Annotated in this window: 18 protein-coding genes; 9 read left to right on the top strand and 9 right to left on the bottom strand. The window is 64.2% G+C overall.

Features of this window, described 5'->3' with window-relative positions; genetic code table 11:
- Positions 1-50: 50 nt before the first annotated feature.
- Together AK81_RS09020 and AK81_RS09015 are read left to right on the top strand one after the other, a co-directional pair.
- Positions 51-617 carry a phosphonoacetaldehyde phosphohydrolase-related protein gene (locus tag AK81_RS09020; RefSeq protein WP_043198402.1) on the top strand — a complete coding sequence of 189 codons (567 nt, stop codon included), beginning with the start codon at positions 51-53 and terminating at the stop codon, positions 615-617.
- A 122-nt stretch (positions 618-739) separates the two neighbouring features.
- Positions 740-1,003 carry a DUF4404 family protein gene (locus AK81_RS09015; RefSeq protein ID WP_019471256.1) on the top strand — a complete coding sequence of 88 codons (264 nt, stop codon included), beginning with the start codon at positions 740-742 and terminating at the stop codon, positions 1,001-1,003.
- Positions 1,004-1,146: 143 nt separating this feature from the next.
- On the opposite strand, the gene queF is transcribed toward AK81_RS09015, so the two are convergent.
- Both queF and AK81_RS09005 read right to left on the bottom strand, forming a co-directional pair.
- Positions 1,147-1,977: an NADPH-dependent 7-cyano-7-deazaguanine reductase QueF gene (queF, locus tag AK81_RS09010; RefSeq protein ID WP_043198400.1), complete on the bottom strand. Its 831-nt coding sequence runs from the start codon at positions 1,975-1,977 to the stop codon at positions 1,147-1,149.
- Between the two features lie 68 nt (positions 1,978-2,045).
- Complete coding sequence (locus AK81_RS09005; RefSeq protein ID WP_043198398.1) at positions 2,046-2,555, bottom strand: cupredoxin domain-containing protein; 510 nt, start codon at positions 2,553-2,555, stop codon at positions 2,046-2,048.
- A 305-nt stretch (positions 2,556-2,860) separates the two neighbouring features.
- Here AK81_RS09005 and cinR point away from each other — a divergent pair, with 305 nt between their 5' ends.
- Both cinR and AK81_RS08995 read left to right on the top strand, forming a co-directional pair.
- On the top strand, positions 2,861-3,541 hold the full coding sequence (gene cinR, locus AK81_RS09000; protein WP_043198397.1) for a two-component system response regulator CinR: 681 nt from the start codon (positions 2,861-2,863) through the stop codon (positions 3,539-3,541).
- Positions 3,538-4,890: a heavy metal sensor histidine kinase gene (locus AK81_RS08995; RefSeq protein ID WP_043198396.1), complete on the top strand. Its 1,353-nt coding sequence runs from the start codon at positions 3,538-3,540 to the stop codon at positions 4,888-4,890. The genes cinR and AK81_RS08995 overlap by 4 nt, the downstream gene beginning before the upstream one ends.
- A 141-nt stretch (positions 4,891-5,031) precedes the next feature.
- Here the strand turns inward: AK81_RS08995 and AK81_RS08990 are convergent, their stop codons facing one another.
- The 3 genes from AK81_RS08990 to AK81_RS08980 all read right to left on the bottom strand — a co-directional run bounded on the left by AK81_RS08990 (position 5,032) and on the right by AK81_RS08980 (position 8,276).
- On the bottom strand, positions 5,032-6,273 hold the full coding sequence (locus AK81_RS08990) for a lipoprotein-releasing ABC transporter permease subunit (protein WP_043198536.1): 1,242 nt from the start codon (positions 6,271-6,273) through the stop codon (positions 5,032-5,034).
- Positions 6,274-6,334: 61 nt separating this feature from the next.
- Positions 6,335-7,018, bottom strand: coding sequence for a lipoprotein-releasing ABC transporter ATP-binding protein LolD (gene lolD / locus AK81_RS08985; RefSeq protein ID WP_169725112.1), 684 nt, complete (start codon positions 7,016-7,018; stop codon positions 6,335-6,337).
- A gap of 7 nt (positions 7,019-7,025) precedes the next feature.
- Positions 7,026-8,276, bottom strand: coding sequence for a lipoprotein-releasing ABC transporter permease subunit (locus AK81_RS08980; RefSeq protein WP_016500727.1), 1,251 nt, complete (start codon positions 8,274-8,276; stop codon positions 7,026-7,028).
- Positions 8,277-8,369: 93 nt separating this feature from the next.
- Between AK81_RS08980 and AK81_RS08975 the strand changes: the two genes are divergently transcribed.
- Entirely contained in the window at positions 8,370-8,954 is a 585-nt protein-coding gene (locus AK81_RS08975) for a PilZ domain-containing protein (RefSeq protein ID WP_043198395.1), read from the top strand.
- A 31-nt stretch (positions 8,955-8,985) separates the two neighbouring features.
- Positions 8,986-9,702 (top strand): glycerophosphodiester phosphodiesterase, encoded by a 717-nt coding sequence (locus AK81_RS08970; RefSeq protein ID WP_043198394.1) that lies wholly within the window; start codon positions 8,986-8,988, stop codon positions 9,700-9,702.
- Between the two features lie 48 nt (positions 9,703-9,750).
- Here AK81_RS08970 and sthA read toward each other — a convergent pair whose 3' ends face one another.
- The 3 genes from sthA to AK81_RS08955 form a co-directional block, all read right to left on the bottom strand.
- Entirely contained in the window at positions 9,751-11,145 is a 1,395-nt protein-coding gene (gene sthA / locus AK81_RS08965; protein ID WP_043198393.1) for a Si-specific NAD(P)(+) transhydrogenase, read from the bottom strand.
- Between the two features lie 204 nt (positions 11,146-11,349).
- Positions 11,350-12,348: an FAD:protein FMN transferase gene (locus AK81_RS08960; RefSeq protein WP_043198534.1), complete on the bottom strand. Its 999-nt coding sequence runs from the start codon at positions 12,346-12,348 to the stop codon at positions 11,350-11,352.
- Positions 12,349-12,575: 227 nt separating this feature from the next.
- Complete coding sequence (locus tag AK81_RS08955; RefSeq protein ID WP_043198392.1) at positions 12,576-14,039, bottom strand: glyceraldehyde-3-phosphate dehydrogenase; 1,464 nt, start codon at positions 14,037-14,039, stop codon at positions 12,576-12,578.
- 167 nt (positions 14,040-14,206) lie between these two features.
- Between AK81_RS08955 and mfd the strand changes: the two genes are divergently transcribed.
- The 3 genes from mfd to AK81_RS28030 are packed head-to-tail and all read left to right on the top strand — an operon-like array spanning position 14,207 to position 21,587.
- Positions 14,207-17,656, top strand: a complete 3,450-nt coding sequence (mfd, locus tag AK81_RS08950) for a transcription-repair coupling factor (protein ID WP_043198390.1) — start codon at positions 14,207-14,209, stop codon at positions 17,654-17,656.
- A 9-nt stretch (positions 17,657-17,665) separates the two neighbouring features.
- Entirely contained in the window at positions 17,666-18,238 is a 573-nt protein-coding gene (locus AK81_RS08945; RefSeq protein ID WP_043198389.1) for a CsiV family protein, read from the top strand.
- Position 18,239: 1 nt separating this feature from the next.
- Complete coding sequence (locus AK81_RS28030) at positions 18,240-21,587, top strand: DEAD/DEAH box helicase (RefSeq protein ID WP_081042033.1); 3,348 nt, start codon at positions 18,240-18,242, stop codon at positions 21,585-21,587.
- A gap of 197 nt (positions 21,588-21,784) precedes the next feature.
- On the opposite strand, the gene nagZ is transcribed toward AK81_RS28030, so the two are convergent.
- Entirely contained in the window at positions 21,785-22,783 is a 999-nt protein-coding gene (gene nagZ, locus AK81_RS08935) for a beta-N-acetylhexosaminidase (RefSeq protein WP_193393752.1), read from the bottom strand.
- Positions 22,784-22,796 lie beyond the last annotated feature (13 nt).

Genomic DNA, 22,796 nt, shown 5'->3' with positions numbered 1-22,796 from the left:
GGGCGGTAACAATCACCGAATAGCCTGCGGACTATTTGGGGGAAGTTGCCATGGACGCTGCACCCGCCTTCACTGCTGTGCTGTTCGGCTTGCGCGGCTGCCTGGTGCAGGCTGCCAATGGTGGCGCCCCCTCGCCCGCCCCCGGCGCCCTGGCTACCCTCGCCAGCCTGCGCCAGCACCAGGTGCCGTGCATCTGGCTGGATGACCTGAGCGCCACCCAAAGCAAGCGCCTGGCCCACGTACTGCCCGACTGGCTGCCGGGGCATTCGGTAAACGGCGTACGCTGGCCGGCGCCTAACGCCTGTTGGCAGGCGCTGATGACCCTGGACAGTGAACGCCTGGACGGCTGCGTGCTGGTCAGCGGCGACCCGCGCCTGCTGCAGTCCGGCCTTAACGCCGGTTTGTGGACGGTCGGCCTGGCCGCCTGCAGCCCGTTCTGCGACCGCAGTTCGCGGCAATGGCAGGCCATGACCTTGCAACAGCAGGACGTGGCCCGCGGCAAGGCGACGCTGGAACTGTTCGGCTTGGGGGTGCACTCGGTAATCGACCACCTGGAAGCACTGGACACCTGCCTGCAGGACATCGCCCAGCGCCGGCGCAAAGGTGAAAAACCCTGATACAGCACCTTTGACGCGGATCATGCAAAGCGGCGGCAGGTGGATTACGCTGAAGACAGGCCAGAACCTTTGCTGCGTCGCTGAGGTCCATGGCTTGCCAAGCCATTGATGGAGAAATGCCAATGCCTGCCCGCGAATTGCAAGAGCGCCTGAACAGCTTGCGCGAGCAACTGGACCGCAACGTACCGCTTTCGGAAGACGAACTGGCCGCGTTGCACGAAGAAGCACGCCAGATCGAGGCGCAACTGAAACTTGAGGAAGCCACGCCGGACAACAACCTGGTGGATGGCGTGAACCTGGCAATCGAACGCTTCGAGGCCGACCACCCGGACCTCACCGCCACCCTGCGCAGCATTGCCAATTCGCTGCACAGCATGGGGATCTGAAATAGCTGGGGCCGCTCTGCGGCCCATTCGCAGCACAAGGCTGCTCCTACAGGTTCAGCGCAAAACCGTGGTCATGCGCTGAACCTGTGGGAGCGGCCTTGTGTCGCGAAAGGGGCGCAGAGCGCCCCCAACGTACTTGAGCCTTACTGCCGAACCAGCCGTTTGTTGTCAGGGCTGATCGCCCCAGTGCTACGGTACGGGTTGATATCCAGCCCACCGCGGCGCACATACCGCGCATACACCGTCAGGTGCTCCGGCTGCAGCAGGTTCTTCAAATCCAGGTAAATGCGCTCGACGCACTGCTCATGGAAGTCGGCATGCTGGCGGAAGCTGATCAGGTAGGTCAGCAGGCTGGCGTGGTCCAGCGCCCTGCCCTTGTACTCCACCACCACGCTGCCCCAGTCCGGCTGGCCGGTCACCGGGCAGTTGGACTTCAGCAGGTGGCTGTGCAAGGTTTCTTCCACTACACGCTCTGCGTTGCAGCGCAGCAGCTCTGGCTGCGGCTGCTCGTAGTTGCTGATGGCAACGTCCAGCGCATCGATGCACAGCCCCGGCAAGGCCTCCACGCCCTGGGCCTCGACTTCGGCCAAGGTGCGCACCTTCACGCCCACCGGCTTGCCGGCGGCGGCAGACAGGTCTTTCTCAAGGCAGGCCTGCAATTCGTCCAGCGAGGCGAACACCGTCTGGTTCAGCGAGTTGAGGTACAGCTTGAACGACTTGGACTCGATGATGTTCGGCGAATCGGCCGGGATGGCGAACTCTCCGATCGCCACGACTGGTTTGCCCGAGGGCAGCAGCCAGCTCAGCTCGAAGCAGTTCCAGTAATCCACGCCCTGCCAGGGCAGAGTCTGCGCGGTAACGCCCAGTTCGGCCCACTTCGCGGTGCGCGGAATCGGGAACAGCTGCTCCGGGGAGTAAGTGGCAATGTATTCGCTGGACTTGCCCAGCGGCGAGTGTTCGGCAGCAGGATGCATGGAAACTGACCTAGAGGTTCGAAATTGCCCCTAGTCTACCGGTTTTGCACCCTGCCTTGGAGCGCAAGTCACTCGATGGTCAACGCCCCGACCATGCCAGCCTGGTAATGCCCCGGCACGTTGCAGGCAAATTCGATGGGCGCCGACTTACTGAAGGCCCAGGTCAGCTCGGCGCGCTGGCCTGGCATGACCAGCACCGTGTTGCCGCCACCGTGGCCATGGCCACCGCCGTGATCCATCATCTGGCCGTGGTCCATGCCTTCGTGGTTCATGGCCTCGGTGAACATCTTGCCTTGCATGGCGACCATTTCCTTCTGGTGTTCGGCATGCATGGCCTTGTCGCCCAGGTTGAATTCATGCGGCAGCTTGCCCTCGTTGACCAGCACGAAGCGCACCGTTTCGCCGGCTTTTACCTGCAGGTTTTTGGGCTCGAAGGCGATGTCCTTGAGCACCACGTTGACCGTGCGGGTGGCTTTGTTCGCCAGGGCCGGCTCGCCAAAGGCGAAGGTTTGCGCCTCGCCGGCAATGGTCGGCAGGCTGGCCAGGGCAAGGGCGGCGGCGATGAACAGGCGTTTCATGATGACTCCGGAAATGTACAACAGGATGAGGCCACCTTAGTCAGGGGCCACTGGCAGCTACCTGACAGGGAGATTACAACTTTGTCAGCTTGGGCGTGCCTGCACTTCGTCACGTATCATTTCAGCTAAAGCCGGCGCGCTGTGGGGTAGCTGTCTTGTCCAAAACCCAACAGGCTGCACGATCTCTGTGGGAGCGGGCATGCCCGCGAACACGGGCGAAGCCCGTGCCATCCACCGTGTTGGCCTCTTCGCGGGCATGCCCGCTCCCACAGTGACCGTGTCTCTCCTGACATCTTGGTAAAAACATGAAACTGCTGATCGTCGAAGACCAGGCCCGCACCGGCCAGTACCTGAGCCAGGGCTTGAGCGAGGCTGGCTTCGCCACCGAGCTGGCCACCGATGGCGAAACCGGCCAGTTCCTGGCCCTGACCGGCGATCACGACCTGCTGATCCTCGACGTGATGCTGCCTGGCCGTGACGGCTGGCAGATCCTCCAGGCCGTGCGCCAGGCCGGCCTGGACACGCCGGTGCTGTTCCTCACCGCCCGCGATGCCGTCGAGGACCGCGTGCATGGTCTGGAGCTGGGCGCCGACGACTACCTGGTCAAGCCGTTCGCCTTTTCCGAACTGCTGGCCCGGGTGCGCAGCCTGCTGCGCCGTGGCACCAGCCCCAGCCAGGACACCACCCTGAGCCTGGCCGACCTGCGCCTGGACCTGATCCGCCGCCGCGCCGAGCGCGCCGGCCAGCGCATTGACCTGACCGCCAAGGAGTTCGCCCTGCTCGAACTGCTGCTGCGCCGCCAGGGCGAGGTGCTACCAAAATCGCTGATCGCCTCGCAGGTGTGGGACATGAATTTCGACAGCGACACCAACGTGATCGAAGTGGCGATACGCCGCTTGCGCCTGAAGATCGACGACCCGCACCCCAACAAGCTGATCCACACCGTACGCGGCATGGGCTATGTACTGGAAGAGCGCACGGAATGATGCGCAGGGTTTCCCTCGGCAGCCGTCTGGCCCTGTTGTTCGCCGCCTGCACCGCCGCCGTCTCGCTCGGCGCCGGCCTGTTGTTCAGCCGGGCCAGCGAGCAGCACTTCGTCGAACTCGACCAGCAACTGCTGGACTCGCGCCTGTCGTTGTTCCGCACGCAACTGGCTGGCATCGCCACCCCGACCGAGCTGCAGGCACGCCTGCCCGCCCTGCGCGATGAGCTGAGCCACCAGGCCGACCTGGCCCTGCGCATCAGCGGCAGCGACGGCACCACCTGGTTCGAAAGCCGTAGCGGGCTGCCGCAAGCACCGCTGCCCGCCGGGCTGGCCACCCTGCATGCACAAGGCATCGACTACCGCAGCCTGGCTGTGCACCTGGCGCAGGGCGCCGTGCAGTCGCCACAACTGGCCCTGTACCTCGACATCACCCACCACCAGCATTTCCTGCAGGGCATGCAACGGCTGATCTGGCTGACCGTTGGCCTTTCAGCGCTGGCCACCGCGCTGCTCGGCGCCTGGGCGGTACGCAGCGGCCTGCGCCCGTTACGGCAGATGGGCCAGGTGGCCGCCAGTGTCTCGGCGCGCTCGCTCACCACGCGCCTGCCGGTGGCGCAAATGCCCGAAGAGCTGGCCGAGCTGGCCACCAGCATGAACGCCATGCTGCAACGCCTGGACGATGCCTTCCAGCGCCTGTCGGCATTTTCTGCCGACATCGCCCACGAGCTGCGCACGCCGCTGTCCAACCTGCTGACCCACACCCAGGTCACCCTCACCCGCCCGCGCAGCCTTGAGGAATACCGCGAGGCGCTGCATGGCAACCTGGAAGAACTGCAGTGGATGGCGCAGATGATCAACGACATGCTGTTCCTGGCCAAGGCCGACCACGGCCTGCTGGTACCGGGGCAAGCGCCTTTGGCGCTGCATGACGAGGTGGATGCGCTGCTGGAGTACTACGCGCCCCTGGCCGAAGACAGTAACGTGCAGATGCTGCGTGAGGGGGAGGCCGTGCTGCACGGTGACCGGCATATGCTGCGCCGGGCACTGTCCAACCTGCTGGATAACGCCATGCGCTTTACTCCGGCGGGTGGGCAGATAAGGGTGACGCTGGCGCCGGGGCCGACAATCAGCGTGGCCAATACCGGGCTGGCCATCGAGCCGGCTGCTTTGCCGCGGCTGTTCGACCGCTTCTACCGGGTAGACCCGGCACGGCGCGAAGGCAGTAGCGAGCATGCGGGATTGGGCTTGGCGATTACCCGGTCGATCGTGCAGGCCCATGGCGGGCGCATTCGGGCGGAGTGTGGGGATGGGTGGACTCGGTTTGTGATCGAGTTCAGTCAGGATCGGTGAAATGGGGGCTGCTTCGCAGCCCATCGCGACGCAAGGCCGCTCCTACAAGGGACCGCGTATTCGCAGGCTGACGCGCCTCCTGTAGGAGCGGCCTTGCGTCGCGAAAGGGGCGCAAAGCGCCCCCAAAATCTCAGGCAAACATCAAACCGACAAGCCAATCGCCGGCTGCACCTGCGACGCGCGATAAGCCGGGTAAATGGTCGCCAAAAAGCTCATCACCAGCCCAGCCGTACAGATCATCACCACATCGCCCCACTGCAACTGCGACGGCAAGCTGCTGACGAAGTACACATCCGACGTAAAGATGTGCTGCCCGCTCACCCGCTCCAGCCAACCCACGATCTGGCTGACATTGAACGCCGCAATCACGCCCAGCACGCCACCGATCAGCGTCCCGACCACACCGATCAGGCTGCCCTGGACCATGAACGTGCCCATGATCTGCGCCGGCGTGGCGCCCAAGGTACGCAGGATGGCAATGTCCGGCCCCTTGTCGTTCACCACCATCACCAGGGTGGCAATGATGTTGAATGCCGCCACGGCGATGATCATCATCAGCAGCAGGCCGATCATGGTCTTTTCCATCTTCATGGCGCTGAACAGGCTGCCCTGGGTGTGCGACCAGTCATCGGCGCGGTAGGCGTCACCCAGCCCGGCAACGATCGCCTTGGACACCTGCGGCGCCGCATACAGGTCATGCAGCTTCAGGCGTACACCCTGCACCTGGCCCGGCGCCCAGCGTTGCATCTCGCCGGCATCGGCCACGTGGATGTAGGCCTGCGAACCATCCAGCTCGGCGCCAACCTTGAAGATACCGACCACCGTCAGGCGCTGCATGCGCGGGGTGATACCACCCGGTTCCTTGCTGATTTCCGGCACGATCAGGGTCAGCTTGTCGCCGGTGTTCAGGCGGAAGCGCCGTGCGGTCAATTCGCCGATAACCACACCGAACTCACCCGGCTGCAGGTCCTGCAGGCGGCCCTGGACAATGTGCTGGCCAACGATCGAGACCTTGCCCTCTTCGGCCGGGTCGATACCGCCCACCTGGATCGGCTGCATCGCACCTTTGTACGACAGCATGCCCTCCATTTCGGTAATCGGCGCTGCCGCCGTCACCGCCGGGTTCTGCAGGGCTGCGTCGGCCACCTTGCGCCAGTCGTCCAGCGGTTGTACGCCGAGGATGGCGGCATGCGGTACCAGGCCGAGAATGCGCGAGCTCATTTCGCGCTGGAAGCCGTTCATCACCGACAGCACCACGATCATCGCCAGCACGCCCAGCGACAGGCCGATCATCGAGGTCATCGAGATGAACGAGATGAAATGGTTGCGGCGCTTGGCTCGGGTGTAGCGCGCGCCGATGAAGATGGGCAAGGGTCTGAACATGTACGAAATCACCCAATGAAAACAGGAAAACGGGGCGGCACCTGCCGCCCCGAGCAGTCGATCAGATCGCCACCAGGTGGCCGTCGTCGAGCTTCAATACACGGTCCATCTGCCGCGCCAGGTTGAGGTCGTGGGTCACCACCAGGAACGCCGTGCGCGATGAGCTGGACAGCTCCTGCATCAGTTCCTGGATGCCCTGGGCGGTATGGTGGTCGAGGTTGCCGGTAGGCTCATCGAGCATCACCAGGCCGGGGCGGTTGACCAGTGCCCGGGCAATCGCTACCCGCTGGCGCTCACCGCCAGACAGCTCGGCCGGCTTGTGGCTCAAGCGATGGCCCAGGCCCACGCGCTTGAGCAGCGCTTCGGCACGTTCCCGGGCCTCGGGGATGGGCGTGCGGCCGATCAGCAGCGGCATGCACACGTTCTCGATGGCGGTGAATTCCGGCAACAGGTGGTGGAACTGATAGACAAAGCCCAGCTCACGGTTGCGCAGCAGGCCACGGGCACGTTCGCCCAGCGCCGACAGCTCTTCGCCCGCCAGCCATACGCTGCCCTGGGTCGGCCGATCAAGGCCGCCCAGCAGGTTGAGCAAGGTACTCTTGCCCGAGCCGGAGCTACCGACAATGGCCACCCGCTCACCGGCATGCAGCTCCAGGTTGAGGCCAGACAGCACCTTCACCGATTCCGGGCCCTCGTCGTAGGACTTGCCCAGGTTGCGGCAACTCAGAACGGCTTTATCACTCATGCGCGACTCACTCATAACGTAGCGCCTCTGCAGGCTGGGTGCGGGCCGCACGCCAGGCCGGGTACAGGGTGGCGAAGAAACTCAGGACCAGCGCCGCACCGCAGACCATGTACACGTCCTGGGACTGGATCTGCGACGGCAGGTAATCGATGAAGTACACGTCGGCGTTCAGGAACTTGTGCCCGATCAGCTTCTCGATGCCGGCGATCGCCGCGCTCACGTTAAGTGCGGCGACGATCCCGACCACGGCGCCGATCAGGGTGCCGATCACCCCGATCACCGTGCCCTGGACCATGAAGATGAGCATGATCTGCCCGGGCGTGGCGCCCAGCGTGCGCAAGATGGCAATGTCGCCGCGCTTGTCATTGACCACCATCACCAGGGTGGAAATGATGTTGAACGCCGCCACCGCCACGATCAGCAGCAACAGCAGGCCGATCATGGCCTTTTCCATGCGGATTGCCTGGTACAGGTTGCCGTGGGTGCGGGTCCAGTCACGGCTGTAGAACTCCTGGTCGCCCAGCTGCTGGGCGATGCTCCAGGCCACGCGGGGCGCCTGGAACAGGTCGTCGAACTTCAGGCGCAGGCCCTGCACCTGGTCGGGCTTCCAGCGGTGCAGGCGGGAAAGGTCGCTGATGTTGGTCAGCCCCAGGTAACCGTCGATCTCGCCTGCGCCCACGTGGAAGGTACCCACCACGGTGAAGCGTTTCATGCGCGGGAACATGCCGGCCGGCGTTACGCTGACCTCGGGGGCGACGAAGGTGAGTTTGTCGCCGATGGCCACACCCAGCTTGGCCGCGGCCTTGTCGCCGATCATGATGCCCCACTCACCCGGCGCCAGCTGGTCGAGGCGGCCCTGCAGGACGAAGTTGTCGATGATCGACACCTCGCGCTCGCGGGCTGGGTCGATGCCGTTGAGCAGCACCTTCTGCACCTTGCCGTCATGGGTCAGCAGGCCCTGCATCTGGGTGAACGGCGCAACCGCCACCACCTGCGGATTCTGCTTTACTTGTTGGGCAAGGGCAGGCCAGTCAGCAATGGGCTGGCCGCTCTCCAGCGTGGCATGTGGGATCATGCCCAGCACACGGGTGCGCATCTCGTGGTCGAAACCGTTCATTACCGATAGCACCACGATCATCACCACCACGCCCAGGGCGAGGCCGATCATCGAGGTCAGGGAAATGAACGAGACGAAGTGATTACGGCGTTTGGCACGGGTATAACGCGTGCCTATGAATGCGAAAAGAGGTCTGAACATGTCGGGGCTTGTTCGGATGAAAGGGAACGTCCTTGTGGCGAGGCGCCTACGGCGGCTTTACACTCGGACCACCGCCGCTACCTTGGGTTCGCCATGACGACATTAGACGAAGAAGATCGCCGCGAATACTACCGCATCGAAGATCGGATCGCACTTCAAATCAGCCCCCTCAGCGCGGCCGAAGCCCTTGACCCAGATGTATTGCAAGATGATTCCCCGCTGTTCAACCTGCTCAGCGAGCTGCACCTGTCCGACTTCGAGTCGCAGCACCTGCTGCGTCAGTTGAGCGACAAGGATCGCACCCTCGCGGCCTTCCTGCGGGCGCAGAACAAACGCCTCGACCTGCTCAGCGCAGTCGTTGCCCAAACCCTGCTCGGCGAAGTCGGCCAGCCTTTGCCGGTGGTGCTTTCCGAAGGCGGTATCGAATTCGCGCAGGCGACACAGATTGCCCCGGGCACCCGGGTGAAAGTGAAGATGGTGCTGATGCCGCGCGCCCATGGCTTGCTGCTGCGCGGCAAGGTCACCCATTGCGACCCCTGCCCCGAGGGCGGCTTCGAAGTCGGCACCGAATTCATCGACATGACCGACGCCCAGCGTCAACTGCTGGCTCGCTACATCCTGCAGCGCCAGCAACAACAACGGCGCCAGCAGCTGGACCAGAACGATCCCGCCTCATGAGCCTATTTTTCTCTGATTTGAAGGAACGAACGTGACCCTGATCTACGGCCATCGCGGCGCCAAGGGCGAAGCGCCCGAAAACACCCTGAACAGCTTCCGCCAGTGCCTGTCCCACGGCGTCACCCGCTGCGAACTGGACCTGCACCTGTCGGCCGACAACGAGCTGATGGTGATCCACGACCCAAGCCTCAAGCGCACCACCGGCCGACGCGGCAAGGTGGTCGACCACCCTGCCGCCGACCTGGTGAAGATCGATGCCCGCAACGGTGGCCCGGGCCACGTGCAGCCCTGCCCTATCCCGAAACTGGAAGAGCTGTTCGAGAAATGCCCGTTCGAGCACTGGCAGCTGGAGGTGAAAAGCGCTTCGCGCACCCGCGCCGCCACCACCGTGCTGGCGATTCGCGAACTGGCTCAGCAGTACGGCCTGCTGGACAAGGTCACCATCACCTCCAGCTCACGCGAAGTGCTGGGCGCCGCCCTGGAGCTGGTGCCGGACGTGAAACGCGGGCTGGTCGCCGAGTACGCCTGGCTCGACCCGTTGAAGGTCGCGCAGAACTACGGCTGCGAGCTGCTGGCATTGAACTGGACACTGTGCACCCCCGAGCGCCTGCTCAAAGCTCAGGGCCAGGGTTTGCACGTGTCGGTGTGGACGGTCAACGAGCCGGCACTGATGCGCCGGCTCGCTGACTTTGGCGCAGACAGCCTGATTACAGACTTTCCCGGTTTGGCCAAGACCACCCTCGGGTAGGGTTGAAATCGGTCTCTCCGACCGGCTCAGGCCACCGGTCGGAGCCGCTCAAAAAAGCCGGTTCAGGCCGTCGTACGCAGCCACCCGGTAGGCTTCGGCCATGGTCGGGTAGTTGAACGTGGTGTTGACGAAGTACTTCAGGTTATTCAGCTCACCCGGCTGGTTCATGATCGCCTGGCCGATGTGGACGATTTCCGAAGCCTGGTAGCCGAAGCAGTGCACGCCGAGGATTTCCAGGGTTTCACGGTGGAACAGAATCTTCAGCATGCCCTGCGGCTCGCCGGCGATCTGCGCACGCGCCATGCCCTTGAAGAAGGCCTTGCCCACTTCGTACGGCACCTTGGCCTGGGTCAGCTCTTGCTCGTTCTTGCCGATCGAGCTGATTTCCGGAATGGTGTAAATACCGGTCGGTACGTCGTTGACGAAGCGCCAGCTGCCATTGTCGACGATGCTGCCAGCCGCAGAGCGCCCCTGGTCATGGGCGGCACTGGCCAGGCTCGGCCAGCCGATCACGTCACCGGCACCGTAGATGTTCGGCACGGTGGTGCGGTAAGCCTGGTCGACCTCGATCTGGCCACGGCTGTTGACCTTGATGCCGATGTTTTCCAGGCCCAGCTTGTCGGTGTTGCCGGTACGGCCGTTGCACCACAGCAAGGCGTCGGCCTTGATCTTCTTGCCCGACTTCAGGTGCAGGATCACCCCGTTGTCCAGGCCTTCGACACGCTCATACTCTTCGTTGTGGCGCACGGTGATGTTGTTGTTGCTGAAGTGGTAGCTCAGCGCCTGGGAAATTTCCGAATCCAGGAAGCTCAACAGCTGCCCGCGGTTGTCCACCAGCTCTACCAGCACACCCAGGCCGCTGAAGATCGACGCGTATTCGCAACCGATCACGCCGGCGCCGTACACGATCAGCTTGCGCGGGGTGTGGCTGAGGCTGAGGATGGTGTCGCTGTCGTAGACGCGCGGGTGGTGGAAGTCGATGTCGGCCGGGCGGTACGGGCGCGAGCCGGTGGCAATGATGATGTGCTTGGCGTTGAGCTTTTCCACCACACCGTTCGGGCACACCACTTCAACGGTTTGCTCGTCGGCGAAGCTGCCGGTGCCGAAGAACAGGTCGACGCGGTTGCGGGCGTAGTAGCCGGTGCGTGATGCAACTTGCTTGGAAATCACCTTCTCGGCGCTTTTCAGCACGTCCGGGAACGAGAACCAGCGCGGTTCACCGATGGCCCGGAACATCGGGTTGGTGTTGAACTGCATGATCTGCCGCACCGAGTGACGCAGTGCCTTGGACGGGATGGTACCCAGGTGCGTGCAGTTGCCACCGACCTGGCGACGGTCATCGACCATCGCCACCTTGCGCCCTGCTTTGGCGGCGTTCATTGCCGCGCCTTCACCGGCCGGGCCGGAACCCAGCACCACTACGTCGTAGTTGTAGACAGCCATGCGTACTCCTTCAGAACTGGCCCGCAAGCCACGGTCGCTTGCGGGACGCGATCATGCCGCCGGGGCGTCATGAGAAAATTCGGGTGCAGTCTAATCAAGCGTGAACGCCGCGCACATTAACCCTTGGTCGCGTCGTAGGCCAATTTTGCCCGCACTACATATGGTTCACCCATTCCCTGGCGGCAATCATCCCTGCCTGCGCTTTCAATCGCCTTTCACTGCCCGTTCGAATGCGGGCGTAGCTCGAGAGACGAAGCCACCCTCCGCCCGAGTCACCAATACCGCGGCCAAGCCGTGCGCCACGGCAAAATCCCAGCCACGCTCAGGGCCAAGGATCAGCAGCAGCGTCGAATAGCCGTCGGCCTGCAACGCCGAGGCATCCAGCACGGTGACTGCAGCCAGGTCGTGCTGCACAGGGCGCCCGAGGCGGGCATCGAAGGTGTGCGAATAGCGCCGGCCATTCTCCTCGAAATAGTGCCGATAGTCACCCGAGGTTGAGACTGAAAGGCCATTGACCGCAATGATCTGCCGGGCGATCTGGCGGTCTTCGCGGGGCAACTCCAGGGCGATGCGCCAGCGGCTGCCATCGGGCTTGCGGCCAACCGCCTTCAGCTCCCCGGTAACTTCGGCGACAAAGCTGGCCACGCCCATCGCCTGCAGGCGTGCGGCGATCAGGTCGACAGCATGGCCGGCGGCGATGCTGTTGAAGTCGAGCTGCACCGGGGCGTCCTTGCACAGGGCATGGCCTTCGATGTGCAAATGCCGGTAGCCCACACGCTGGCGAACCTGGGCCAGGGCTTGCGGGTCAGGCACCTGCTCGTGGCGGGCCTGGGGGCCGAAGCCCCACAGGTCAAGCAAGGGCTCGACGGTGAGGTCGAAGGCGCCGTCGCTCTGCTCGGCAAGGTGCTGGCCGAGGCCAACCAGTTCGAGCATGTCGGGCGGCAGGGGCAGGCACTGATTGGCGGGCAACTGGTTGAAACGGCTGACGGTGGAGTCGCCGCGATAGGTCGAATAGTGCTGGTCGATGTCGCTCAGGATGGTTTCGACCGCTGCCTGCACCTGCGCCGGCGCCGGGCCACCGGGCTCACGGACGTACTGGATGCTGTAGCTGCTGCCCATGGTCGGGCCGCCCAGGCGCTCCAGGGTGGGGCCCTGGTTGCAGGCGGTAAGCAGCAGGAGGATGAACAGTAAGGCTGTGCGCAATGAGATCTCTCGGTTTTGCATGCCAGCACGGTCAGTGTAGGAGCGGCCTTGTGTCGCGAAAGGGCCGCAGAGCGGCCCCGGCATTTTTTGCATCACTGCTGAAATCCCGGGGCCGCTCTGCGGCCCTTTCGCGACACAAGGCCGCTCCTACAAAAAGCTCGACTGGTTTCGGGCAAAAAAAAACGGGAACCCGAAGGTTCCCGTTTTTTCATTGCCTTACAAGCGGATCAGCGTGGAAACGCTGGCGGGTTCACACCGGCCATGTCTTCCATCACGCGAACCACCTGGCAGCTGTAACCGAATTCGTTGTCGTACCAGACGTACAGGACAACGCGGCTGTCGTTGGCGATGGTGGCTTCAGCGTCAACCACACCGGCGTGGCGCGAGCCAACGAAGTCGGTCGAAACCACTTCCTGCGAGCTGACGTAGTCGATCTGCTTGTGCAGTTCCGAGTGCATGGCCGTCTGGCGCAGGTACTCGTTGATTTCCTCGCGGTTGGTGGCCTTTTCCAGGTTCAGGTTCAGGATGGCCATCGAAACGTTCGGCGTCGGCACGCGAATGGCGTTGCCGGTCAGCTTGCCCTTCAGCACTGGCAGTGCCTTGGCGGCAGCAGTGGCGGCGCCGGTTTCGGTAATGACCATGTTCAGCGGCGCGGCACGACCACGGCGGCTGCCCTTGTGGAAGTTGTCGATCAGGTTCTGGTCGTTGGTGAACGAGTGAACGGTTTCGACGTGGCCGTTGATGATGCCGTACTTGTCGTTGACAGCCTTCAGCACCGGCACGATGGCGTTGGTGGTGCAGGAGGCCGCCGAGATGATCTTGTCATCGGCAGTGATGTCACCGTGGTTGATGCCGTGCACGATGTTCTTCAGCGCGCCCTTGCCAGGTGCGGTGAGGATCACGCGGGCAGCGCCCGGGCAGGCCAGGTGCTGGCCCAGGCCGTCGGCATCACGCCATACGCCGGTGTTGTCGACGATCAGCGCGTTGTCGATGCCGTACTGGGTGTAGTCGACTTCGCTCGGGCTCTTGGCGTAGATAACCTGGATCAGGTTGCCGTTGGCGGTGATGGTGTTGTTGGCTTCGTCGATGGTGATGGTGCCATCGAACGGGCCGTGTACCGAGTCACGGCGCAGCAGGCTGGCACGCTTGACCAGGTCGTTCTCGGCGCCTTTGCGCACGACAATGGCACGCAGGCGCAGGCCGTCGCCACCACCGGTCTTCTCGATCAGGATGCGCGCCAGCAGGCGGCCGATGCGACCGAAGCCGTACAGCACAACGTCGGTGCCTTTGCGCGCCGAAGCGTTCTGCTGGCCAACCACGTCGGCCAGCTCTTCACGGACGAACTGCTCGGCAGTGCGGCCATTGCCTTCCTGCTTGAACTTGTTGGCCAGCTTGCCCAGGTCGACCGAAGCGGCGCCCAGTTTCAGCTCGCTCATGGCCTTGAGCAGGGGGAATGTCTCGTGGACGGACAGTTCGGTTTCGTCGGCTTGACGATGACGCGCAAAGCGGTGCGCCTTGAGGATCGAGATAACCGAACGGTTGATCAGGCTACGGCCATAAATCGAGCTCACCACGTTGTTGTTGCGGTAGAGCTGACCGATAAGCGGGATCATCGCTTCAGCCAGAGCTTCACGATCAATCCACTCACCAAGACACTGGTCGGGCTTCTGAGTCACGGGAACCTTCCACATGTAGGGACAGAAAAAAGGGGCTACATTATGACGCCCCGACGCGGAACCGGCAATGAGCGCCTGTCGTAGTGATGCAAGCCAGCGTTCACGCCCTTTCGAGCCTGACAGCCGGCACGCTCACCGGTACAATCGGTGTCTTTGCCGCAACGCTTGGAGTGCAATCTCCCGTGTCAGTTCTGCGCCTACCGCACATGTCGGCCACGGCCGGCAAACAAACCTGGGGTAACCTGCCCGGTGCCGCCCTCAGCCTTGCCATCGCCGAGGCTGCCAGCAACGCTGGCCGCTTCACCCTGCTGCTGACCGCCGACAGCCAGGCCGCCGACCGTCTGGAGCAGGAGCTGCGCTTCTTCGCCCCAGACCTGCCAGTGCTGCCGTTCCCCGACTGGGAAACCCTGCCCTACGACCTGTTCTCGCCACACCAGGACATCATTTCCCAGCGCATCGCCAGCCTGTACCGCCTGCCGGAGCTGAGCCACGGCATCCTCGTGGTGCCGGTTACCACTGCCCTGCACCGCCTGGCACCCACGCGCTTCCTGCTGGGCAGCAGCCTGGTGCTGGACGTGGGCCAGACCATCGACGTGGAGCAGATGCGCACGCGCCTGGAGGCCAGTGGCTATCGTTGCGTCGACACCGTCTACGAGCATGGCGAGTTCGCCGTGCGCGGTGCGCTGATCGACCTGTTCCCGATGGGCAGCAAACTGCCCTACCGCATCGACCTGTTCGATGACGAGATCGAGACACTGCGCACCTTCGACCCCGAGACCCAGCGCTCGATCGACAAGGTGGATTCGGTGCGCCTGCTGCCGGCACGCGAATTTCCGATGCAGAAAGAGGAAGTGACACGCTTCAAGGCACGCTTCCGTGAACGCTTCGACGTCGACTTCCGCCGCAGCGCGATCTTCCAGGACCTGGCCAGCGGCATCATCCCTGCCGGCATCGAGTACTACCTGCCGCTGTTCTTCGAAGAGACTTCCACCCTGTTCGACTACCTGCCGGCCGACACCCAGGTGTTTTCGCTGCCCGGCGTGGAACAGGCCGCCGAACACTTCTGGAACGACGTGCGCGGGCGTTATGAAGACCGCCGCGGCGACCTCAGCCGCCCGCTGCTGCCGCCCGCCGAGCTGTTCATGCCGGTGGAAGACTGCTTCGCCCGGCTAAAGCAATGGCCGCGGGTGGTGGTCAGCAGCGAAGACCTCGAGCCGGGCGTTGGCCGCGAGCGCTTCCCGGCGCGGGCCCTGCCTAACCTGGCCATCGAGGCCAAGGCCAACCAGCCGCTGGCCGAGCTGGCCAACTTCCTCGACCAGTTCCCCGGCCGCGTGCTGTTCACCGCCGAATCCGCCGGCCGCCGCGAAGTGCTGCTGGAACTGCTCGATCGGCTGAAACTGCGCCCGCACACCGTCGACGGCTGGGCCGACTTCATTACCGGTAGCGAGCGCCTGGCGATCACCATCGCCCCGCTGGATGACGGCCTGGTGCTGGACGACCCAGGCCTGGCCCTGGTCGCGGAAAGCCCGTTGTTCGGCCAGCGAGTAATGCAGCGCCGCCGCCGCGACAAGCGTGGCGAAACCGCCAACGACGCGGTCATCAAGAACCTCACCGAGCTGCGCGAAGGCGCGCCGGTGGTGCACATCGACCATGGTGTAGGCCGCTACCTGGGCCTGGCCACCCTGGAGATCGACGGCCAGGCGGCCGAATTCCTCACCCTGGAATACGCCGAGAACGCCAAGCTGTACGTGCCGGTGGCCAACCTGCACCTGATCGCCCGCTACACCGGCAGCGACGATGCCCTGGCACCGCTGCACCGGCTGGGCTCCGAGGCCTGGCAGAAAGCCAAGCGCAAGGCCGCCGAACAGGTGCGCGACGTGGCCGCCGAGCTGCTCGACATCTATGCCCGCCGCGCCGCGCGCAAGGGTTATGCGTTTGCCGACCCGTCCGCCGACTACGCCACCTTCAGTGCCGGCTTCCCGTTCGAAGAAACCCCGGACCAGCAAACGGCCATCGAGGCCGTGCGGGCCGACATGCTGGCGCCCAAGCCGATGGACCGCCTGGTGTGCGGCGACGTCGGCTTCGGCAAGACCGAAGTGGCCATGCGCGCCGCGTTCATCGCCGTGCACAGTGGCCGCCAGGTTGCAGTGCTGGTGCCCACTACCCTGCTCGCCCAGCAACACTACAACAGCTTCCGCGACCGTTTTGCCGACTGGCCGGTGACCGTGGAAGTGATGAGCCGCTTCAAGTCCGCCAAGGAAGTGGCAGCCGCAGCCGCCGACCTGGCCGAAGGCAAGATCGACATCCTCATCGGCACTCACAAGCTGCTGCAGGACGATGTGCGCTTCAAGGACCTGGGCCTGGCCATCATCGACGAAGAGCACCGCTTTGGCGTGCGCCAGAAGGAGCAGCTGAAGGCCCTGCGCAGCGAGGTCGACATCCTCACCCTGACCGCCACGCCGATTCCGCGCACGCTGAACATGGCAGTGGCCGGCATGCGCGACTTGTCGATCATCGCCACGCCGCCGGCGCGCCGTTTGTCGGTGCGAACCTTCGTCATGGAGCACAACAACAGCACCGTGAAAGAGGCGCTGCTGCGTGAGCTGCTGCGCGGTGGCCAGGTGTACTACCTGCACAACGATGTGAAAACCATCGAAAAATGTGCCGCCGACCTTGCCGAACTGGTGCCCGAGGCACGCATCGGCATCGGCCACGGGCAAATGCGCGAGCGCGAGCTGGAACAGGTGATGAGCGACTTCTACCACAAGCGCTTCAACGTGCTGGTGGCCTCGACCATCATAGAAACCGGCATCGACGTGCCCAGCGCCAACACCATCGTCATCGAGCGGGCCGACAAGTTTGGCCTGGCCCAGCTGCACCAGCTGCGTGGCCGGGTTGGTCGTAGCCACCACCAGGCTTACGCCTACCTGCTCACGCCTACCCGTCAGAAGGTCAGCGCCGACGCCGAAAAACGCCTGGAGGCCATCGCCAACACCCAGGACCTGGGCGCCGGCTTCGTGCTGGCCACCAACGACCTGGAAATCCGCGGTGCCGGCGAGCTGCTGGGCGAAGGCCAGAGCGGGCAAATTCAGGCGGTGGGCTTTACCCTGTACATGGAAATGCTCGAGCGCGCGGTCAAGGCGATCCGCAAGGGTACTCAACCGAATCTCGAGCAGCCGCTGGGCGGCGGCCCGGAGATCAACCTGCGCCTGCCGGCGCTGATCCCCGAGAGCTACCTGCCCGACGTGCATGCACGGCTGATCCTGTACAAGCGCATTGCCTCGGCCGCCGACGAAGAAGGCCTCAAGGACCTGCAAGTGGAAATGATCGACCGCTTCGGCCTGCTGCCAGAGCCGACCAAGAACCTGATGCGCCTGACTTCGCTCAAGCTGCACGCAGAAAAGCTCGGCATCAAGAAAGTCGATGCCGGCCCCAATGGCGGCAAGCTCGAGTTCGAGGCCGAAACCCCGGTCGACCCGCTGACCCTGATCAAGCTGATCCAGGGCCAGCCCAAACGCTACAAGTTCGAAGGCGCCACCCAGTTCCGCTTCCTGGTCCCGATGGAACGCCCCGACGAACGCTTCAATACCCTGGAGGCGCTGTTCGAGCGCCTGACACCACAGCCTGCCTAAGGAAGATCCATGCGTGCCATCCGTTGCCTGACCCTGCTGCTGGCGCTGTTCGCGCCAGCCGCCTTCGCCGAAGGCCTGTATCAGGTAGAAATGCTCCTGGTGCGGCAGAACAGCGTGCCCGCCTTCACCAGCCCGTTCGCCCCCGAAGACTGGAGCGCCGGTGCGCCGCGCCTGGCCAAAGACGCCGAACGCCGCCTGGCGCTGGAAGACGAAGCCACCCGCCTGGAAGCCACCGCCGACTACACCGTATTGATGCACAAGGCCTGGCAGCAGCAGGTCGGCAGCGAGCCCAGCCGCATCGCCCTGGGCGAAGGCGCCGAACAGTTCGGCCACTTCCCCATCGAGGGTAACCTGAGCATCGCTGAAGGCCGCTTTATCGCAGTCGAGGCCAACTTCTGGGTGAACCAGCTGGACGGCAACGGCAGCGTCCTGCAAAGCGAGCAGTTCAAGCAGAGCAACAGCAACGTCAAGGGCGGCCAGTTGACCTTCCTCGACGGCGGTCACCTGGCGGTGCTGCTGAAGGTGACACCACCGGGCACGCCGAAAATGCCGGTGATGGACCCGGAGATGATGGAGCAGTGATGTGAGCGAGACCGATGCGCAGTTCTTTATCCGGGGACTTGACACCTGGAGGTTCGCGTTTGACCGCAAAACGCTGCAACGCGGCCTCGACTATGCAGACGAAGGCAGGAGCGAAATCGTATCGATCCTGGACCTGACCATTCGCGCGCAGTGCACAGGCTCTGGCGGCCGCGCCTACTATCAACGCATCACGCTGGACATGACCGAGGATGGCCTTGAGTGCGAGGGCACCTGCTCGTGCCCGGTCGGTAACAATTGCAAACACTGTGCAGCGGCGCTCTATCTGCTTGAACGTGGTCCGGACTGGGTCGAAGGCACACCTGACGCCCCCCTTGCCGTCACGCCAGCAGCGCAGGAGTCCCTTGAACTGCCCCCCGAGCTGGCACATTGGGTCGAGGCCCTGGAAGTACCGGTAGCCCTTGCCACAGAACCCGCCAAACGCAAAGGCCCTGCACTCTACTATGTGGTGAGCAACAACCATGGCCAGTGCATGCTCAGCGTGTTCAAAGGTACCCGCCAGGCCGATGACAGCTTGAAGCTGGGCCGGCCCAGTTCGATGCCCGAGCTCATCTACTACACACCCAAGTACGTGACCGATGAAGACTTGCGTGCGCTGCGGCTGATCGATGCACTCAGCAAGGATTACAGCCTGCCCATCGCACGCCTGGAAGGCAAAAAGGGCGCCGAACTCTACGAATATGCCCTCGCCACCGGCCGCTTGCTGTACGACCAACAGCAGACACCTCTTGCCCAAGGCCCCGACCTGCACGCCGAGTTTCGCTGGATGCGGCTGGAAAACGGCAGCTACCGCGGCGCCTGGCACCATGCTGAAAATACCCACACACTGGCACTGCCGGTCGACCCTCTCTATTACGTCGACCCAGAAAGCGGGCAGACCGGCAAGCTGCTGCATGACCTTGACCCGTTCATTGCCAGCCAACTGGCCAGCGCACCGACGGTTCCCGAGCACCTGATCATCCCCCTGAGCCATCGTTTGAACGCATTGAACCGTCAGGTCCCGACCCCCACCAAGGTCCGCAGTGAACAGATCGACACGATCGAGCCTCGCCCCCACCTGACCCTGGGCAGCCTCGAGTACAGCGCCTACATGCCCAAGACCGGCCGCATGCAGCGCCAGATGCAGCACCGCGCCGCGCTGTCGTTCGACTACGACGGCCTACGCGCCAGCGGCAACGACGAGAAGCCGTTGACCCGCCTGGTGGATGCCACCAGCCAGCGCATTCGCCGCCAGCCCAAGGCCGAGCAAGCATTGCGCAAGACGCTACGCGACCTCGGCTTCAAGGCCGCCACCCGGCAGAGCAAGGCCCTGCCCGACAGCGCTGGCGAAATGCACCAACTGCCCGATGACGAGGCCTGGCTGCACTTCGCTCGCAACGGCTTGGCGCGCCTGCGTGAAGCCGGCTGGGTGATCGACATCCACCGCGATTTTTCCTTCAACCTGCACGAGGTGGACGACTGGTACGCCAGCATCGACGAAGCGCCCGGCCATGAATGGTTCGACCTGGAACTGGGCATCGTGGTCGATGGCCAGCGCCACAGCCTGTTGCCCATCGTGTTGCAACTGCTGCGCAGCAGCCCAGAGCTGCTGCGCCCCAACGAACTGGCCCGGCGCAGTGACGATGAACACCTGTTGATCGACCTGAACCGCGGCCGCCTGGATGCCCCGGCGTTACGCGTCGCCCTGCCCTACGGCCGCATCAAGGCCGTGATGGGCACCCTGGGCGAGCTGTACCTGCACGAAGCCACAGCGGGCCCGGCCCTGCGCATGGAGCGCGCCGACGCCGCACGCCTGAACGACATCGAAGGCCTGCCCTTGCACTGGGAAGGTGGCCAGCATGTGCGCGATCTGGGCCGCCGCCTGCGTGATGCCCGCGACCTGCAAGTGGCCCCACCCGCCGGGCTCCAGGCCAGCTTGCGCCCCTATCAGCAGCAAGGCCTGAACTGGCTGCAGGCCCTGCGGGAGATGGGCACCGGCGGCATCCTCGGTGACGACATGGGCCTGGGCAAGACCCTGCAGGCTCTGGCACACCTGCTGCTGGAGAAGGAGTCCGGGCGCCTGCAAGCACCCGCCCTGGCGGTCATGCCCACCAGCCTGATACCCAACTGGCTGGACGAAGCCCAGCGCTTTGCCCCCGACCTACGCGTGCTGGCACTGCATGGCCCGGGGCGCAGCAAGCATTTTGCCAAGCTGCATGAATACGATCTGGTCCTGACCACCTATGCCCTGGTGCCACGCGACCTTGAGCACCTGCGCGCCCAGGCCTGGCACGTGCTGGTGCTGGACGAGGCACAGAACATCAAGAGCAGCACCAGCAAGGCCGCCCTTGCCGTCTGCGAGCTACAGGCTGGCCAGCGCCTGTGCCTGACCGGTACGCCGATGGAAAACAACCTGGGCGAGTTGTGGTCGATCTTCCACTTCCTCATGCCCGGCTGGCTGGGTGATGTCAAACGCTTCAACCAGGACTACCGCACCCCGATCGAACGCCATGGCGACGCTGAGCGGCTGGGCCATCTGGTCACGCGCATCCGCCCGTTCCTGCTGCGCCGCACCAAGGAGCAGGTGGCCACCGAGTTGCCGGCCAAGACCGAAATGGTGCACTGGGTCGAGCTCAGCGACGCCCAGCGCGATACCTACGAGGCCGTGCGGGTGGCCATGGACAAGAAAGTCCGCGACGAAATCGCCCGCAATGGCGCGGCACGCAGCCAGATCGTCATCCTCGACGCCCTCCTCAAACTGCGCCAGGTGTGCTGCGACCTGCGCCTGGTCAAAGGTGTGGAAAGCAAAGGCAACCAGGCCGACAAAGGCAAGCTGGGCGCACTGCTGGAAATGCTCGAAGAGCTGCTGAGCGAAGGCCGTCGGGTGCTGCTGTTCTCGCAGTTCACCTCGATGCTGGCGTTGATCGAGCAGGAGCTGGAAAAACGCAACATCCGCTACAGCCTGCTGACCGGCGAGACCCGCGACCGGCGCACGCCAGTGCAGCAGTTCCAGCAGGGGGGCAGCGAAGTGTTCCTGATCAGCCTCAAGGCGGGGGGTGTGGGCTTGAACCTGACGGCTGCGGACACGGTGATCCACTTCGACCCCTGGTGGAACCCGGCCAGCGAAAACCAGGCCACCGACCGCGCCTACCGCATTGGCCAGGACAAGCCAGTGTTCGTGTTCAAGCTGATCACCCGGGGCACCGTGGAGGAGAAGATCCAGCTGTTGCAGCAAGAGAAGGCAGCACTGGCGGCTAGCTTGCTCGATGGCGGGCAGGCTGGGCAGTGGCGCATGGGAGATGAAGAAATCGAGGCCCTGTTTGCGCCATTGCCAGGCAAGCGCGGGCGGTAAACCCTTTATCTTCTGTTGCCCGTACCGGCCTCTTCGCGGGCAAGCCCGCTCCCACAGGACTTTCACAGCTGTCAAGGTCGGCGCTGTACCTGTGGGAGCGGGCTTGCCCGCGAAGAGGCCCGCACAGGCACTACACCACCCTAAAAACCAACGCCGCAACTGTGGGAGCGGGCAAGCCCGCGAAGAAGCCAGCACGGTCAATCGACCAACTGAGCTTCCTTCAACGCCCCCAACGCCTCCAGCCAGCGCGGCTGCTGGCGGTAGTCGGTCCGCGCAAACCCTTGTCCACGCATCCGCGCAATCCGCGGCGATGGCTTGACCTTCAACCGCTGCGCTGCGCTCAAAGCCAGCTCCGCCGCCGCCCGGTCATTACACACCAGGCCCATGTCACAGCCGGCACTCAACGCCGCCTCGATACGGCTGGCCGCATCACCCACCACATGCGCACCGGCCATCGACAGGTCATCACTGAAGATCACCCCGTCAAAGCCCAGCTCGCCGCGCAGGATGTCCTGCAGCCAGCGCCGGGAGAAACCGGCTGGCTGGTTGTCGACCTGCGGGTAGATGACATGCGCCGGCATCACCGCCGCCAATTGCCCGCTCAGGCGCGAGAACGGCACCAGGTCGGCCTGGCGCAATTGCTCAAGGCTGCGCTCATCGGTAGGAATGGCCACATGCGAGTCAGCCTCGGCCCAGCCATGCCCCGGGAAGTGCTTGCCACAGGCAGCCATGCCCGCCGCGGTCATGCCGCGAATGAACGCCCCCGCCAGTTGCGTGGCACGCAGCGGGTCACCCTCGAAGGCACGGCTGCCGACCACGGCGCTACGCTGGTGGTCCAGGTCGAGCACCGGGGCAAAGCTGAGGTCCAGGCCAACCGCCAGCACCTCGGTCGCCATCAACCAGCCGCACTGCTCCGCCAGGTATTCGGCGTTGTCATTGTCGGCCAGCGCACGCATGGCCGGGAGGCGCACGAAACCCTGACGCAGGCGCTGCACGCGGCCGCCTTCCTGGTCCACCGCCAGAATCAGCTCGGGGCGGATGGCACGGATCGACGCGCACAGCTCACGCACCTGGCGCGGGCTGTCGATGTTGCGGGCAAAGATGATCAGGCCGGCCACTTCGGGCTGGCGCAGCAAGTGACGGTCTTCGGCGGTCAGCCATTTACCGGCGATATCCACCATCAGGGAGCCTTGCAGGCTGACGGTCATA

The organism is Pseudomonas putida W15Oct28 (genome assembly GCF_000708715.2).
In the GTDB taxonomy this organism is placed as follows: domain Bacteria; phylum Pseudomonadota; class Gammaproteobacteria; order Pseudomonadales; family Pseudomonadaceae; genus Aquipseudomonas; species Aquipseudomonas putida_R.
The sequence above is the reverse complement of the archived record's forward strand: the minus strand, read 5'-3'. Positions and strand labels throughout refer to the sequence as shown.